14 protein-coding genes are annotated in these 13,423 nt (G+C 68.9%); 5 read left to right on the top strand and 9 right to left on the bottom strand.

Annotated elements, in window-relative coordinates; genetic code table 11:
* Positions 1 to 87 precede the first annotated feature (87 nt).
* Positions 88 to 405: a divalent-cation tolerance protein CutA gene (gene cutA / locus ACWCO2_RS10320; RefSeq protein ID WP_450127416.1), complete on the top strand. Its 318-nt coding sequence runs from the start codon at positions 88 to 90 to the stop codon at positions 403 to 405.
* An 88-nt stretch (positions 406 to 493) separates the two neighbouring features.
* The gene (locus ACWCO2_RS10325; protein WP_450127417.1) at positions 494 to 853 is read left to right on the top strand and encodes a DUF3817 domain-containing protein; all 360 of its coding nucleotides are present in this window, start codon (positions 494 to 496) and stop codon (positions 851 to 853) included.
* A gap of 211 nt (positions 854 to 1,064) precedes the next feature.
* Here the strand turns inward: ACWCO2_RS10325 and ACWCO2_RS10330 are convergent, their stop codons facing one another.
* Positions 1,065 to 1,565, bottom strand: coding sequence for a MarR family winged helix-turn-helix transcriptional regulator (locus ACWCO2_RS10330; RefSeq protein WP_450127418.1), 501 nt, complete (start codon positions 1,563 to 1,565; stop codon positions 1,065 to 1,067).
* 146 nt (positions 1,566 to 1,711) lie between these two features.
* Between ACWCO2_RS10330 and ACWCO2_RS10335 the strand changes: the two genes are divergently transcribed.
* A complete protein-coding gene (locus tag ACWCO2_RS10335; RefSeq protein WP_450127419.1) occupies positions 1,712 to 2,014 on the top strand; it encodes an MTH1187 family thiamine-binding protein in 303 nt (100 codons plus the stop codon).
* Positions 2,015 to 2,092: 78 nt separating this feature from the next.
* Here the strand turns inward: ACWCO2_RS10335 and ACWCO2_RS10340 are convergent, their stop codons facing one another.
* A complete protein-coding gene (locus ACWCO2_RS10340) occupies positions 2,093 to 2,347 on the bottom strand; it encodes a hypothetical protein (RefSeq protein WP_450127420.1) in 255 nt (84 codons plus the stop codon).
* Between the two features lie 323 nt (positions 2,348 to 2,670).
* Between ACWCO2_RS10340 and ACWCO2_RS10345 the strand changes: the two genes are divergently transcribed.
* Complete coding sequence (locus ACWCO2_RS10345; protein ID WP_450127421.1) at positions 2,671 to 3,603, top strand: tetratricopeptide repeat protein; 933 nt, start codon at positions 2,671 to 2,673, stop codon at positions 3,601 to 3,603.
* A gap of 60 nt (positions 3,604 to 3,663) precedes the next feature.
* On the opposite strand, the gene ACWCO2_RS10350 is transcribed toward ACWCO2_RS10345, so the two are convergent.
* The 3 genes from ACWCO2_RS10350 to ACWCO2_RS10360 all read right to left on the bottom strand — a co-directional run bounded on the left by ACWCO2_RS10350 (position 3,664) and on the right by ACWCO2_RS10360 (position 6,795).
* The gene (locus ACWCO2_RS10350; RefSeq protein WP_450127422.1) at positions 3,664 to 3,879 is read right to left on the bottom strand and encodes a hypothetical protein; all 216 of its coding nucleotides are present in this window, start codon (positions 3,877 to 3,879) and stop codon (positions 3,664 to 3,666) included.
* A gap of 211 nt (positions 3,880 to 4,090) precedes the next feature.
* Complete coding sequence (locus ACWCO2_RS10355) at positions 4,091 to 5,563, bottom strand: neutral zinc metallopeptidase (protein WP_450127423.1); 1,473 nt, start codon at positions 5,561 to 5,563, stop codon at positions 4,091 to 4,093.
* A gap of 146 nt (positions 5,564 to 5,709) precedes the next feature.
* Entirely contained in the window at positions 5,710 to 6,795 is a 1,086-nt protein-coding gene (locus ACWCO2_RS10360) for a peptidase (protein ID WP_450127424.1), read from the bottom strand.
* Between the two features lie 158 nt (positions 6,796 to 6,953).
* Here ACWCO2_RS10360 and glgP point away from each other — a divergent pair, with 158 nt between their 5' ends.
* Positions 6,954 to 9,503 carry an alpha-glucan family phosphorylase gene (gene glgP / locus ACWCO2_RS10365; protein ID WP_450127425.1) on the top strand — a complete coding sequence of 850 codons (2,550 nt, stop codon included), beginning with the start codon at positions 6,954 to 6,956 and terminating at the stop codon, positions 9,501 to 9,503.
* Positions 9,504 to 9,652: 149 nt separating this feature from the next.
* Here the strand turns inward: glgP and ACWCO2_RS10370 are convergent, their stop codons facing one another.
* From ACWCO2_RS10370 to ACWCO2_RS10385, 4 genes are all read right to left on the bottom strand, one after another.
* A complete protein-coding gene (locus ACWCO2_RS10370) occupies positions 9,653 to 10,885 on the bottom strand; it encodes a tyrosine-type recombinase/integrase (protein WP_450127426.1) in 1,233 nt (410 codons plus the stop codon).
* Positions 10,885 to 11,055 (bottom strand): helix-turn-helix domain-containing protein, encoded by a 171-nt coding sequence (locus ACWCO2_RS10375; RefSeq protein ID WP_450127427.1) that lies wholly within the window; start codon positions 11,053 to 11,055, stop codon positions 10,885 to 10,887. The genes ACWCO2_RS10370 and ACWCO2_RS10375 overlap by 1 nt, the downstream gene beginning before the upstream one ends.
* Position 11,056: 1 nt before the next feature.
* Positions 11,057 to 12,595: a replication initiator gene (locus ACWCO2_RS10380; protein WP_450127428.1), complete on the bottom strand. Its 1,539-nt coding sequence runs from the start codon at positions 12,593 to 12,595 to the stop codon at positions 11,057 to 11,059.
* Between the two features lie 111 nt (positions 12,596 to 12,706).
* Positions 12,707 to 13,423: hypothetical protein (locus tag ACWCO2_RS10385; RefSeq protein ID WP_450127429.1), on the bottom strand; the 717-nt coding region annotated here is incomplete at its 5' end.

Raw genomic sequence — 13,423 nt, forward strand, 5'->3', positions numbered from 1 at the left:
GCCTCCACCCGGCCCCGAACGTCAGCCGATCGGCCCAATCGATCCTTTGACAAGGTTGTCTTGCAAACGACTGGTTACGCTGCGGGAATGGCTGATCATGTGCAGGTCGTGACCACGACCGACTCCGAGGAGTCCGCCGCCGAGCTGGCGCGCGGCGTCGTCGAGGCCGCCCTGGGCGCCTGCGTCCAAGTCGTGCCGATCCGCAGCTTCTACGTCTGGGAGGGCGCGGCGCAGGACGACCCGGAGTGGCAGTTGCAGATCAAGACCTCCGCCGCCCGGCTGCCCGCGCTCGTCGAGCACCTGAAGGCCGCGCACGGCTACGACGTGCCGGAGATCATCGCCACCCCGATCATCGGCGGAAACCCCGACTACCTGTCCTGGGTGGACGAGCAGACCCGGCCTTAGTGGAACCGGCACCTGGCCGGTACGGGGGTGAGGTGCGTCACCGGGCACACTCGCAGGAAGTGCCGTTCTAGACGGAAGTGGGGTCGACGTGCCGCGGACTCATGCCGGTTGGTTCCGGTTGGTGGCGATCGCCGAGGCGTTCTCGTGGGTGGGGCTGCTGGTGGCGATGGCGTTCAAGTACGGCCTGGACATGCCGGCCGGCGTGACGGCGATGGGCTGGATCCACGGCGCGATCTTCACCGCCTACGTGGTGATCTGCCTGGTCGTGTTCAGCCCGTTCCGCTGGCGGTTCGGTGTGCTGGTGCTGGCACTGGTCGCATCGGTCCCGCCGCTGGCGACGGTGTGGTTCGAGCGCTGGGCCAACCGCCGCGGCCTGCTGACCGAATCGGACTCGGAAGAACCGACGTTCTGGGGCCGAGTCCGCTACGCCTTCCGCGAGCTGGGCTGAAAATCTGTTTCCATCCTCGCTTTGCGTGGCGGTGCCGGTAGCGGAACCTCAGCGCCCGCCTGGTCTGCGGGTGCCCGACTTTATGCATGGCCAATACACGGCAGTCGGGCCGTCCTCGCCAGGCGAACGCTGAGAACCCGCGGCGGTGCAAGCTGCGAGGGGTGGGCTATGCGCCTTCGGCGCATCAAAGAACAAAGATCAAAAACGAGCATTAGAAGTCGCCGGCGGCGTGCCGGACCTTGACCAGTAGTTCGGTGAGCTGCTGGGTCTGGCGTTCGGTGATGCCGCGGAGGCCGAAGTCGATCTCGTTGACGGACTCGGTGGCCTTCTTCATCATGTCCCGGCCGTCCTCGGTGATCTCGACCAAGGTCGTGCGCCGGTCGGTGGGGTGTGGCATTCGCCGCACCAGGCTGTCCTGCTCGAGCCGGTCGACGATGTTGGTGACGCTGGTCGGGTGCAGCTGGAGCCGGTCGCCCATGACTCGCATCGGCAGGCTGCCGCGCCGCGAGAAGGTCAGCAGCACCAGCGCCTCGTAGCGGGCGAACGTCAGGTTGTGCGGCCGGAGCGCGTTGTCAACCGCGGACTGCAGGATCTGCTGCACCCGCATCACGCTGGTGACCGCGGCCATCGTCGTCGACGGGCCTACCCGTTCGGCCCAGATCTCGGCCGCGCGGGCGATGGGGTCGAAGGGCAGCGGGCTACGGGGGCTCATGGTGTTCGACGCTAGCAGCGGTTTCCTGTGCGGTCGTGGGCTGTGGTGCCGCAGTCGGCGGAATCGGCGACAGTGGTTGCGTTGGTGGCGCATGATCACAACGCCTGGTGGCACCTGTCGCCGGGCGGAAGAACGGAGGAGCAGACGTGCTGGTGGCGTTCAGCGTGGCCCCGAGCGGGGTCGGTGAGAGCGACAGCGTCAGCGAAGCGGTGGCGGCTGCGGTGAAGGTGGTCCGGGAGTCCGGCCTGCCGCACGAGACGACCTCGATGTTCACCACGATCGAGGGCGAGTGGGACGAGGTCATGGACGTGGTGAAGCGAGCCACCGAAGCAGCCTCGGCCGGAGCCCCGCGCACCAGCCTGGTGCTCAAGGCCGACATCCGACCAGGCCACACCGGCCAACTGCGGGCGAAGGTGGAGCGAGTCGAGAACCACCTGCGAGAGCAGTGACGGAGCATTAAAAAGACCGGGGCGGCGTCGGCACCGACACCGCCCCGGTCTTTTTCAGCTCGCTGGCTGCGACGGCCCTCAGAACTTGGGGTGGTCGACGACCGGCGCGTTGACGCAGTTGTTCGCCTGCGGCGACAGGATCGGGACGACGATACCGATGACGGCACCCACGTTGTTGCCGCACAGCTGCACCGGAACGGCGCTGATGTTGTTGTCGTCGATCGCGTTGATGCCGTTGTTGTTGGCGCTGTCCGCGAAGGCGGCGGTGCCCAGGGTCACGACGCCGAGAGCAGCGGCACCGGCGACACCGGCAACACGGGTAGCAATACGCACTGTTTCGTACCTCTCGTTGAACTACTTTCAGGAGGTCCACCAAACGGAGACCCCGAAGGCCGCACGAGACCATCAGTCCTCGCGGGCCCTGTCCGTCCTTCGGTGGTGAAACCGAACGAACTTGAGAGTTCTTGAGCGGCTTCCACTCAATGGAGGGAAGTTGTTCACTGTTTCGAGTTGATCTGTGGAGTTCACGGCGTGTCTGACTTGGCCAGGCGGTGTCGTCGCCTGCTGAACATCAGCCGCCCTGCCGCCGCCCGGCTGGTGGAACGTGTCAGGATGGGGGAGTGACGAGGCCTGATCCACGCCAGAACGCAGCAGCAATGTCCGCCGCGATGGCGGGCGCAGTCGACTTGTCGGCCCTGAAGAACCGGGCCGAGGCCAACGCCCGCGCAGCCGCGCAGCCGCCCGCCGCCGCTGGCGAAGGTGGTGCCGCGCCCGCGACCGCAGCGGTCATCGACGTCACCGAGGCCAACTTCCAGGACGAGGTCGTCGAGCGCTCCCTGCAGGTTCCGGTGGTCGTCGACCTGTGGGCGACCTGGTGCGGACCGTGCAAGCAGCTCTCCCCGGTGCTCGAGCGCCTGGCCCAGGAGGGTGGCGGCTCGTGGGTGCTGGCGAAGGTCGACGTCGACGCCAACCCGCGGATCGCGCAGCTGTTCCAGGTGCAGTCGGTGCCGATGGTCATCGCGATCGCCGGCGGGCAGCCGGTGGACGCGTTCAACGGCGCGCTCCCGGAACCGCAGATCCGCCAGTGGATCACCGAGCTGCTCAACGCCCTGCGCGACCAGATGCCCGGCATCCGCGCCGCGGAGCAGGGCGGTGCGGCCGAGCCGGTCGAGGAGCCCGAGGACCCGCGCTTCACCGCCGCTGAGGACGCGCTGGAGCGCGGCGACTACGCCGGTGCCGAGGCCGCCTACCAGCAGATCTTGGACACCGAGCCGAACAACGAGCTGGCCAAGGACGCGCTCGCGCAGGTCCGGTTCTCCGCACGCGCCGAGCAGGCCGACCCGACCGCGATCGAGCGGGCCGATGCCGCCCCCGAGGACATCGACGCCCAGCTGGCCGCGGCCGACGCCGAGCTGGCCATCGGCAAGGTCGAAGGCGCCTTCAACCGGCTGATCCAGACGGTCAAGCGCACCTCGGGCGAAGAGCGCGACCGCGTCCGCCGCCACCTCGTCGAGTCCTTCGAGGTCTTCCCGGAGGGAGACGAGCGAGTCAGCGCCGCCCGCCGAGCCCTGGCCAGCGCCCTGTTCTGAGCCTCCCGACAGCGGCCCGTCACCCAGCACCGGGGACGGGCCGCTGTCTTTTCGGTGGCGTCAGGTGAGCAGGCGGTCGTGCAGCGCGGCCAGGAGTTCGTCGGTCATCCCAGCGGAGCGCAGGTAGGTCGCCATGTCGCGGGACGCGACCACGCCCGCGATGACCTCGGCTTCGGAAGCGCCGTGCTCAGCCACGAGCTGGTGCACCGCGGGCGCGGAGGCCGCCGAGGTCCCGCACGTTGTGGCAGCCGTCCCAGAAGAGCTGTCGTTCGTCATCCATGACCCGTAGGACGCCGTCATCGTGTTTCGGTTGCTCTGGTTGAAAAGCAGCAGTGCCGCCCCGGTTGCGGGACGGCACTGCTCAGCTGGGGGTGGGTGGTGCCTGCCTTCAATCCTGGTTTTGGTCTTTGTCTTTGATGCGCCGCCAAGCGCATAGCCCACCCTCGCAGCTGGCACCGCCACGCAAAACGAGTTCAAAGGCAGGTTTTCAGGAGGCGCTGTACTTGGTGCTGCAGGGGGCCATGCCTTCTTGGACGCCGACGCGGAAGGCTTCTACTCGGGCGAAGCCGACGGGGACCTGGTTGCCGTTGACGTCGGCCGCGATCAGGCTGTCCTCGCCGAGGAGCGCGGACACGCCCTCGTCGATGTCCTCCGCCACGACGCGCAGGCTGCCGACCGGGTTTCGCTTGCCGATCGGGTCCTCCACCAGCAGGCCGCTCCAGGCGCCGACCATGCACGCCGTGCGCAGGCCCGCCGCCGGGTCGTCCAGCGGGAGACCGGCCGCCTTCTGCACCGACAGCACGTAGCGCGAGGCCACTTGGGCGTAGGCGGCGAAGTCGCCGTAGCCGGACTCGACGTCCTTGTTCGGCGGCTTGGCGATCTTCTGCAGCGACGGCAGGTCGAGTGAGACGGTGTTCGTCGACTCGCAGTAGGCCGCCGGGGTGGTGGGTTTGCGGCCGACGCACGCGGACTGGTCGGTGGTGATGGTCGGGGGCACGGCGCCGGTGTCGCGGAAGACCTCCTGCAGGCTCTTCTCGACGGCGTCGAGGCCCTTCTGGTCCACCGGGAGGTCGGTGTCCTGCTCGGCCTTCCACGAGCCGAACAGCGTGGTGCGCTTGGAGACGTCGTTGAAGTCCATCTTGGCGCAGCGCTGCGGGCCCTCGTCGAAGCCGTACTGGAAGGCGGTCACCCGGTCGAAGGCGCTGCCGTGCGCGTTGCTGCCCTGGAAGTCGGACTTGCCCGGCGCGTCGCGGATGAAGCTCAGCACGCCCATGACATCGTTGAGGCCTTGTCCGGTGGAGAGCTGGAAGTACTTCGACGATCCCTCGGCGACGTGCCGGAAGTAGGCGCCGGTGAAGCAGTCGGCCTGCTGCTCCAGCACGATCACCTGGTCGTCGTTGCGGACGGTGCGCGCCCGGTGCTGCACGGCGTGGCCCATTTCGTGGGCGAGCACGGCGACCACGGCCATCGGGCCGAAGCTGTTGTCCAGCTCGGGGAGCAAGGTGCCGCGGTCCCAGGCGATGAGGTCGTCCGGCGGGCAGTAGAACGCGTTGACCACGCCCGCAGTGTCCTCGCCGCACACCTGCGTGCCAGGGCCGCCGGAGTCGTAGGAGACCAGGCGCTTGACCGGCGCGAACTGCTTGCCGGGGAAGGCCTCCGGGAAGACCTCGCTCCAGTAGTCGTCGATGTCGGCCACTGCGTTGCGGGCGAGCTTGTCCATCTGGCCGTTGTCGGTGCCCTCGACGGGCAGCGGCGCGTCCGGGGCTCCCGGCTTGGGGCCGCTGGGCCCGTTGGTGACCGGCAGTCCGGCGACCTCGGTGGTCGAGTAGCTGCCCATCGTGGTCGGGGTGCCGCTGATCTGCTGGGCGCAACCGGCGACCAGCGCGATGCAGGTGAACGTGGACAGCGCGGTGCCGAGGATCCGCTTCCGCCGTCGGTTTCTCGTCGATACCCGTGCCACTGACGCGCCCCATCCTGCTGCAGGTGCCGAAAGTTCTGCGCGCGCCGGATGTCCCTGCGCCACCCGGTGCCCGCCGCAGCCTATCGGGTGACGGATCGGCCCCACCGCGATCTGGTCGAGGTGGCAGGGGGTTTCCCCCGTCACGTTCAGCCGCAGGCGGCCGGGCCGCCGAGCACTCCGGCGCGGAAGGCGCTGATCCGGTCGAACCCGGTCAGCGGGCGGGCGATGTCGTCGGAGTCGAGCACGACGCTCACGGCCTCGTCCAGGTCGCCTTGCGCCAGCCCGGGTTGTGCGGCGGTGTAGGCGCCGGTGAGGCACATCGTCTGCTTGCTCGCCTCGGCACCGGTTGTCGGGCGGCCGAGCTCGGCGTTGGCGGCCAGCGCGAACTTCGCGGCCAGCAGGGTGGTGACGGCCTGGTCGCCGATGTTGGCGTGCACGTCGGCGAGCGTGGCGCGGTCGAGGTCGACGGCTGGTGGCGTCCACTGCGCGCCGTGCTGCGCGACCAGATCGCCGAAGTACTGCGAGATTCCGTCGGTGCGAAGGGCTCGGTCCAGCGCGACGTTGGGGCCGTCGGGCGGCAGCTCGGCCATCGGCGTCTCGGTCACGTCGGTGCAGCGGCGCGGGCCGTTGGCGAAGCCGTCCTGGAACGCGGTGACGCGCTCGAAGGCGGTGCCGTGCGCATCGGTGCTGTTGGTGCTCACCGGATCGCGGAACAGGATGATCGCGTGCAACGCCCGGTCCAACTGCTCGGCGTTGATGCTCAAGCGTTCGGAGTGGCCGTCGACGACGGAGCGCACGTAGGAGCCGGAGAAGCAGTCAGCCATCGCTTCGAGGCGCACGGGCGTCGCGTCGGCGCCGATCCCCGCGCGCTGCTGCACCGCGTGGCCGAGCTCGTGCGCGAGCACCACGACGACCGCGGCGTCCCCGTAGTGCTCGCGGAGGACTGGCAGCAGCGCAGCGCGGTCCCAGGCGATGGCGTCGACGGTCGCGCAGTAGTACGCGTTGCCCTCCAAGTCGTGCACGTCGGCAGAGCAGGGCGGGGCGGTGCCCGAGCCGTTGGTGTCGACGGAGAAGAACCCACCGTCGAGGTTGCGCCACGGCTTGCCGAACACCGCCGGGTACTGCGCGGCCCAGTAGTCCTGGACGTCGGTGACCACGGTGGCGGCCAGCCGGTCGACGTCGCCGTGATCGGTGCCGTGCACGAATCCGGGGTCGACGGTGTGATCAGCCACACGCGGCGGTTCCGGGGGTGCTGCTGCGCAGGAGCTGATGAGTAGCAAGATCATCATCGTCACTGGTCCGAACGCGCGCACGACGCCAAGCTTCCCACCCGCTGCGGCGGTCGGTACGTTCGCGCCCACCGCGCCGGTCCGGTATAGGGTCCGCTCCCGTGAGAGCCGTCCACCGTTTCACCGTGCGCGCCCACCTGCCCGAGCCGTTGAGCGCCCTCGGCACGTTGGCGACCAACCTCCGCTGGGCCTGGCACCCGCCGACGCAGGACCTGTTCGCGGCGGTCGACCCGAAGGTGTGGTTGGCGGTCGGCGGCGACCCGCTGCGGCTGCTCGCCGAGGTGCCCGCTGAGCGGTTGCGGCAGCTGGCCGGTGACGAGGACTTCCTGGCCCGCACCCGCGCGGTTGCCGAGGACCTGCGCCGCTACCGGACCGTGCCGCGCTGGTACCAGCAGCGGCAGGACGAGGGCGCCGACCTGCCCGACTCCATCGCTTACTTCTCCATGGAGTTCGGCCTCACCGAAGCGCTGCCCAACTACTCCGGTGGTCTCGGCGTGCTCGCCGGCGACCACCTGAAAGCCGCCTCCGACCTGGGCGTTCCGCTGATCGGCGTCGGGCTGCTGTACCGGTCGGGTTACTTCCGGCAGGCGCTGTCCACCGAGGGCTGGCAGGTCGAGCACTACCCGGTGCTGGACCCGCGCGGCCTGCCGCTGGAGGTGCTGACCGAGGAGTCCGGCAAGCCGGTGCTGGTGCAGGTGGCGATGCCCGCCGGGCGCACCTTGCACGTCCGGATCTGGAAGGCGCAGGTCGGCCGGGTGCCGCTGCTGCTGCTCGACAGCGACCTGCCGGAGAACGACGACGACCTGCGCAGCACCACCGACCGGCTCTACGGCGGCGACGCCGAGCACCGGATCCGCCAGGAGATCCTGGCCGGCATCGGCGGCATGCGCGCGGTCCGCGCCTACTGCGAGCTGACCGGGCACCCGCAGCCCGAGGTGTTCCACACCAACGAGGGCCACGCCGGGTTCCTCAGCCTGGAACGGGTTCGCGAGCTCCAGGACGAGCCGGGCCTGCAATTCGACCCGGCGGTGGCGGCGGTGCGCGCCGGGACGGTGTTCACCACGCACACCCCGGTGCCGGCCGGCATCGACCGGTTCCCGGTGGACCTGGTGCGGCACTACTTCGGCGACGGTTCCGCGCAGGCCCTGCTGCCCGGCGTGCCGACCGACCGCGTGCTGGCGCTCGGCGCCGAGGACAACCCGGGCATGTTCAACATGGCGCACATGGGGTTGCGGCTCGCGCAGCGCGCCAACGGGGTGTCGGAGCTCCACGGCGAGGTCATCCGCAAGATGTTCCGCGGTCTGTGGCCGGGTTTCGGGCTGGAGGAAATCCCGATCAAGTCGGTGACCAACGGCGTGCACGGGCCGACCTGGTCCGCGCGCGAGTTGGGCAAGCTGCTCGGTGAGTCCGAAATGGACAGCGGAGCGGGACTGCGCGGCATGGAGCCGGTCAGCGACTCGCTGCTGTGGGAGCTGCGTTGCTCGCTGCGTCAGCGGCTGGTCGACGAGGTGCGCCGCAGGTTGCGCACCGCGTGGTTGCAGCGCGGCGCGTCGGACCTGGAACTCGGTTGGTGCGACTCGGTCTTCGACCCGGACGTGCTGACCATCGGTTTCGCCCGCCGGGTGCCGACCTACAAGCGCGCGACGCTGATGCTGCGCGACACCGAGCGGCTGCGGGAACTGCTGCTCAACGCCGACCGCCCGGTGCAGATCGTGGTGGCCGGCAAGTCGCACCCGGCCGACGAGGGCGGCAAGGCGATGATCCAGCGGATCGTGCGCTTCGCCGACCAGGTCGACGTGCGGCACCGCATCGTGTTCCTGCCCGACTACGACATGTCCCTGGCGCGCTACCTGGTGTCCGGTTGCGACGTGTGGCTGAGCAACCCGGTGCGGCCGCTGGAGGCGTGCGGCACGTCGGGGATGAAGGCGGCGCTCAACGGCGGGCTGAACCTGTCGGTGCGCGACGGCTGGTGGGATGAGATGTACGACGGCCACAACGGCTGGGCGATCCCCAACGCCGACGGCGTCAGCGACCCCAACCGGCGTGACGACCTGGAGTCCGCGGCGCTCTACGAGCTGATCTCCGAGCACGTGGCGCCGATGTTCTACGAGCGCAACACCGACGGGGTGCCGGGCAAGTGGATGTCGATGGTGCGCCACACCCTGGCCACGCTCGGCCCGCGCGTGCAGGCGTCCCGGATGATCCGCGAGTACGTCGACGGCCACTACGGCCCGGCGGCTCGCTCGATGCGGGCGATGACCACCGACGACTTCCGCGGCGCGCGGGAGCTCGCGGACTACCGGGCCCGCTTGCAGGCGGCGTGGACCTGGGTTCGGGTCAGCGACACCGAGATGTCGGTGGAGAACGGGACGCCGCTGCTCGGCGGGCAGGTGACGGTGCGGGCGCGGGTCGACCTGGCCGGTCTGGATCCGTCCGATGTGGACGTCGAGGTGGTGGTGGGTCGTGTCGACGACTCCGACGTGCTGCACGACTTCGTCGCGGAGTCCATGCAGCCGACCGTCGACGACCGCTACGAGGCGACGGTGACGCTCCCGCACGCCGGGCCCGCCGGCTACACGGTCCGCGTGCTGCCCCGCCACCCGCTGCTGTCCGGCTCCGCCGAGCTCGGCAAGGTCGTCCTCGCCGGGTGAGCGCTTCGTTCGCACCGAAGCGCTCACTGGTTCGATCCCAGTATCGCCCACAGCACGAAGGGCCTGGTCAGAGCTTCGAAAGAAGACTCCAACCAGGCCCTTCGTCGTTTCTCGATCGCACCGCAGTCAGCAATTAGTCAGCATCCCGATCAGCGGACCGGAATACCGCCGAGCGCATCGCCTTCATCGTCGCCATCGGTGAGAGCGCGGAGGATGCGATCTCCGTTATCGGTGCGACGGGTGTAGAGGTCGAGGGTCGTTGCGGAGCGCTCGTGTCCCATGACCCGCTGGACCATGTTCACCGGCACCCCGTCGTCCACGAGCCAGGTGGCGTAGGAGTGGCGGAGGTCGTGGAATTTCAGCCCTCCGGCTGCCCGCTTGGCCACCTCCTGCACCGCAGCATCGCGAGTACCGAATTCAGCAGCCGCGGGGGCACCGTGTTTGTCCGTCCAGGAGCCGATCCACCCGCCCGCCGGATTGTCGGCGATCCTGCCCAGCAGCCCCGCACCTACGAGAGCGGGTCTCCACACACGAGAGCGAAACAGAGTTCTCCGGAGTGGCTTGCCGACCGTATTGGAGAACACCGGCCCTTGGTCGATGGAGGGCCACCGTTCGACGTGCTCTCGAATGATCTCGAGTAGCCACGGCGGCAACGGGATCGTCCGGCGTCCAGCGGTGGACTTGGGGAACGGCTTGAACGAGGTATTCCCGCTGACTTCTACGACGGTGCGGATGACGCTCAAGGTGCCGCTGTTGAGGTCGAGAGCGTCTGCGCAGAGCCCGGCGACCTCGCCCCAGCGCAGACCCGCCCCGGCCGCGGTCGCGACCACACCGCGGTAGAACTCCGGAACTGCCGGCAGAAGCCTGGTTTGAAGGTCGGCGCGACTGATGATGCGGTCGTCAGTGTCGCGCCTGCGCTTCTTCGGGATCCGAACCTCCTCCGCCGGATTGAACGGGATCAGCCGATTGCGCACTGCCGACTTGAGCACACTTGAGGTCAAGCGGTAGCACTCCACTACGGTTGCGCGTGAACGCTTTTCGCACAGTTCGGTGATCCACGCCTGCACCGCCAAGTGATCCACTTTCGACAGCGACCACGCGCCCCACTGGGGCAGTACGTGGGTGCGCATGATTGACGTATCACGGGCGGCAGTGGTGGCTTCGACGTTCCACGTGTCCATCCAGCGTTGAGCGTGCTCACCGAACAGGACGCGGCCGGCATGTGGCGAGACGTAGGAGCCTTGCGCCTTCTGCGTCTCCATTTGTGCCAGGAACGTATTGGCCTCGCGTTTCGTGCGGAATGTCTTCGCACGTTGCTTGCCCTCCGGGTCGCGCCAGTTCGCGCGCCACTTGCCGCCGGGGGTCGAGTTGACGAAACCCATCAGGCACCCTCCCCAGCCAGCCACGCGTCAAACCGAATCTTGGGGATGATCCACCGCTTTCCCATCCGCCTCGATGGGATCGCCCCCTCGCGGACCTGTGTGTAGGCCACGCCACGGGAGACCCCGAGCGCCTTTGCCACTTCATCCACTGTGTACGTCTGACGTTCCATGTCAGTCCTTTCGTTCGGTGTCGTACCTGTGCTTGCGCATGTCGCGTTGGCGTTGGGCGATGGCTGCGGCGAGTTCGCGTTCTTCGGGGGTGCGGTGGCCGACGCTGGTCATGGCCCAGTCGTTGACGACGGTGATCGAGTTCTCGTCGGTGATGCCGAGTTCGGCGAGGGTGTTTTCGTGCTGGTAGCGGCGTCGGTCGTCGCGGATCTGCCGGAACGGCACGGAGTAGGCCTGGGACTTGGTGAGGAAGTGGCCGCGGAAGGCGAGCATGTGCGCCCAGTGCCGCAGCTTGAGCGCGTCGATCGGGTCGGGCTTGTCGCCAAGCTCTGGGTGGAGCCGGTGCCGCCGGGTGGTGCGGGTGACCTCGCCGCCGTTGTTGCAGGTGGTGCAGTAGTTGGCGTGGGCGCGCTGCTGGCAGCCGCAGCCCTCGGGCTGGTGGGGGCCGCTGGGGTGGCAGTCCGGGCACGACACGAGTTCGGGCAGGTCCCAGGCGGTTTGGATGATCCGCCGGTGGTGGGCGCTGATCTGGAGTCGGTCGATGTCGGCTTGCGAGCGGATGCGCCGGTCGGCGGCTTCGCTGGTGCTGGTGCCCTTGGTGGCGTACTTGGCGACGTAGGAGGCCAGCCGGTCATCGGTGATCACGCCGTGGTCGTCTTCGACCTCGGTGGCGTTGACCGGCCGGATCGGGCGGACGTCGAGCTGGTCACCGAAGGCCAGTTCCCAGGTGCGGCCGTCGACGTCGGGGGAGGTGATCGCGACGTTGGCGTGCGCGGTGCGGACGGCCTCGGCCAGCACCTCGGGCGTGCCCCAGCGCGGGGTGGGGTCGCCGGGGCCGTCGGGTCCGTCGAGCCGGATGACGGCGTGGAAGTGGATGAGGCCGCGGCGCTGGAATTCGGCGACCTTGGCGAAGGAGAGCCGGGCGTGGTCGGCGAATGCGGCTTGCCGGAGCCCGGCGGCTTGGGCGAGGTGGCGTTTGAGGTAGGTGGTGAAGCGGTGCCACAGTGCCCCGGCGTGTGCCTGCCACAGCACGTGACCCACGTAGTCGTAGGTGTCGGGGTCAAGGGGCTGGCCGAGGCGGGGGTCGTCGGGGTGGTGGAACTCGCCGCACCGGCACGGGATCGCTTTGCCGCGGGGTGTGCGGCGGTTGTGGACCGGCCCGAACGAGGGGGCGGTGAGGGTGACGAACAGCCGGGGCTTGTCGGCGACGCTGGCGGGGATGCCCTTGGTGTCTCCGGTCAGCCCCGCTTTCAGGAGGTGGAAGGCGTCGGCGGCGTAGCGGTCGGAGCAGGCCATGCAGACGGATTCGCGGCGGTTTCCGCAGGGGACCAGGACGTGGCCGGTGCGGTCGGCGATCGTCTCGCCGGTACCGGCGTCTTGGACGGCCCAGGAGCCGGAGAGCCGGATCGGTTGGGTGCAGCCGCCGGTAGCGGCGACGGCGGTGCGCCATTGGCGGAAGCCAGTGGAGCGGGCTCGTCGCTGCATCCCGTCGGCGGCAATGCGGGCGTAGGCGTCACGGTCGAGCAGAGGAACGGCAGGCACGGTGTCCACCTCCTGACATGAAAAGAGGCGGGACACCGCCCGAACTCTGGCTCGGTGGTGTCCCGCCGAGCTGGTACGGATCTGCGGTATTCAGTTGTGGTGAAACGGCTTTCAGACCATGGCGTGGCCGTTGGTGATGTAGCTGGCGGCAACCTGGGTTGCCATGTCGTCGGGGAGTTTGACGACCCTCTGCACGTCGGTGGCGGTGAACTCCCGCCCCTCGTTGAGGGCTTGAGCGTGGGCGTTGTCGATCGCCTGGATCATCCGCGGGGGCAGCTTCGGCCCTCGCTTGACCGCCTTGACCACTGCTGGTGGTTCCGGCGGGGTCGGTTCTGGTTCTGGTTCTGGTTCTGGTTCGGGTGCCGGTGCCGGTGCCGGTGCCGCGGGCACGGGTTCGGGTCCGGGTTCGGGTACCGGTTCCGCCAGTTCGGGGGCGGGTTGGTGTTGGTCGGCTTCGGCGTAGCCGTTGAGGACGGCTTGCCGGGCGCGGGCTTGGATGACGGGGATGACTTCGGCCAGCGCGTAGACGATCACCGGGATGATCGCGTGCACGAGCGCGGAACCGGGGTTGAAGCCCGCCCAGTCGGTGAACAGCGGCATGAGCTGGGGGATGACGTTCATGAACAACGTCGAGGCCAGCAGCACCTGTTTCAACCGGGTCCACCAGGCGTGGTCGGGTTCGACGCCGTAGGACAGGATCACCGCTTCGAAGTTGAGCAGGACGATCAGCAGTCCGGCGAACATCGGCTCGACCGTCCACGCGGCCCACCACAGCGGATCGGCTGGGGTGGTGCCCCCGGCCAGGAAGCGCTGAACGCCCGCGGTGGT

The sequence above is a fragment of the Saccharopolyspora sp. NPDC002376 genome, assembly GCF_053593195.1.

Coding starts and splice junctions, on each gene's coding strand:
- cutA (WP_450127416.1), top strand. CDS start 88: ATGGCTGATCATGTGCAGGTCGTGACCACGACCGACTCCGAGGAGTCC.
- ACWCO2_RS10330 (WP_450127418.1), bottom strand. CDS start 1,565: ATGAGCCCCCGTAGCCCGCTGCCCTTCGACCCCATCGCCCGCGCGGCC.
- ACWCO2_RS10345 (WP_450127421.1), top strand. CDS start 2,671: ATGTCCGCCGCGATGGCGGGCGCAGTCGACTTGTCGGCCCTGAAGAAC.
- ACWCO2_RS10350 (WP_450127422.1), bottom strand. CDS start 3,879: ATGACGAACGACAGCTCTTCTGGGACGGCTGCCACAACGTGCGGGACC.
- ACWCO2_RS10370 (WP_450127426.1), bottom strand. CDS start 10,885: ATGGGTTTCGTCAACTCGACCCCCGGCGGCAAGTGGCGCGCGAACTGG.
- ACWCO2_RS10375 (WP_450127427.1), bottom strand. CDS start 11,055: ATGGAACGTCAGACGTACACAGTGGATGAAGTGGCAAAGGCGCTCGGG.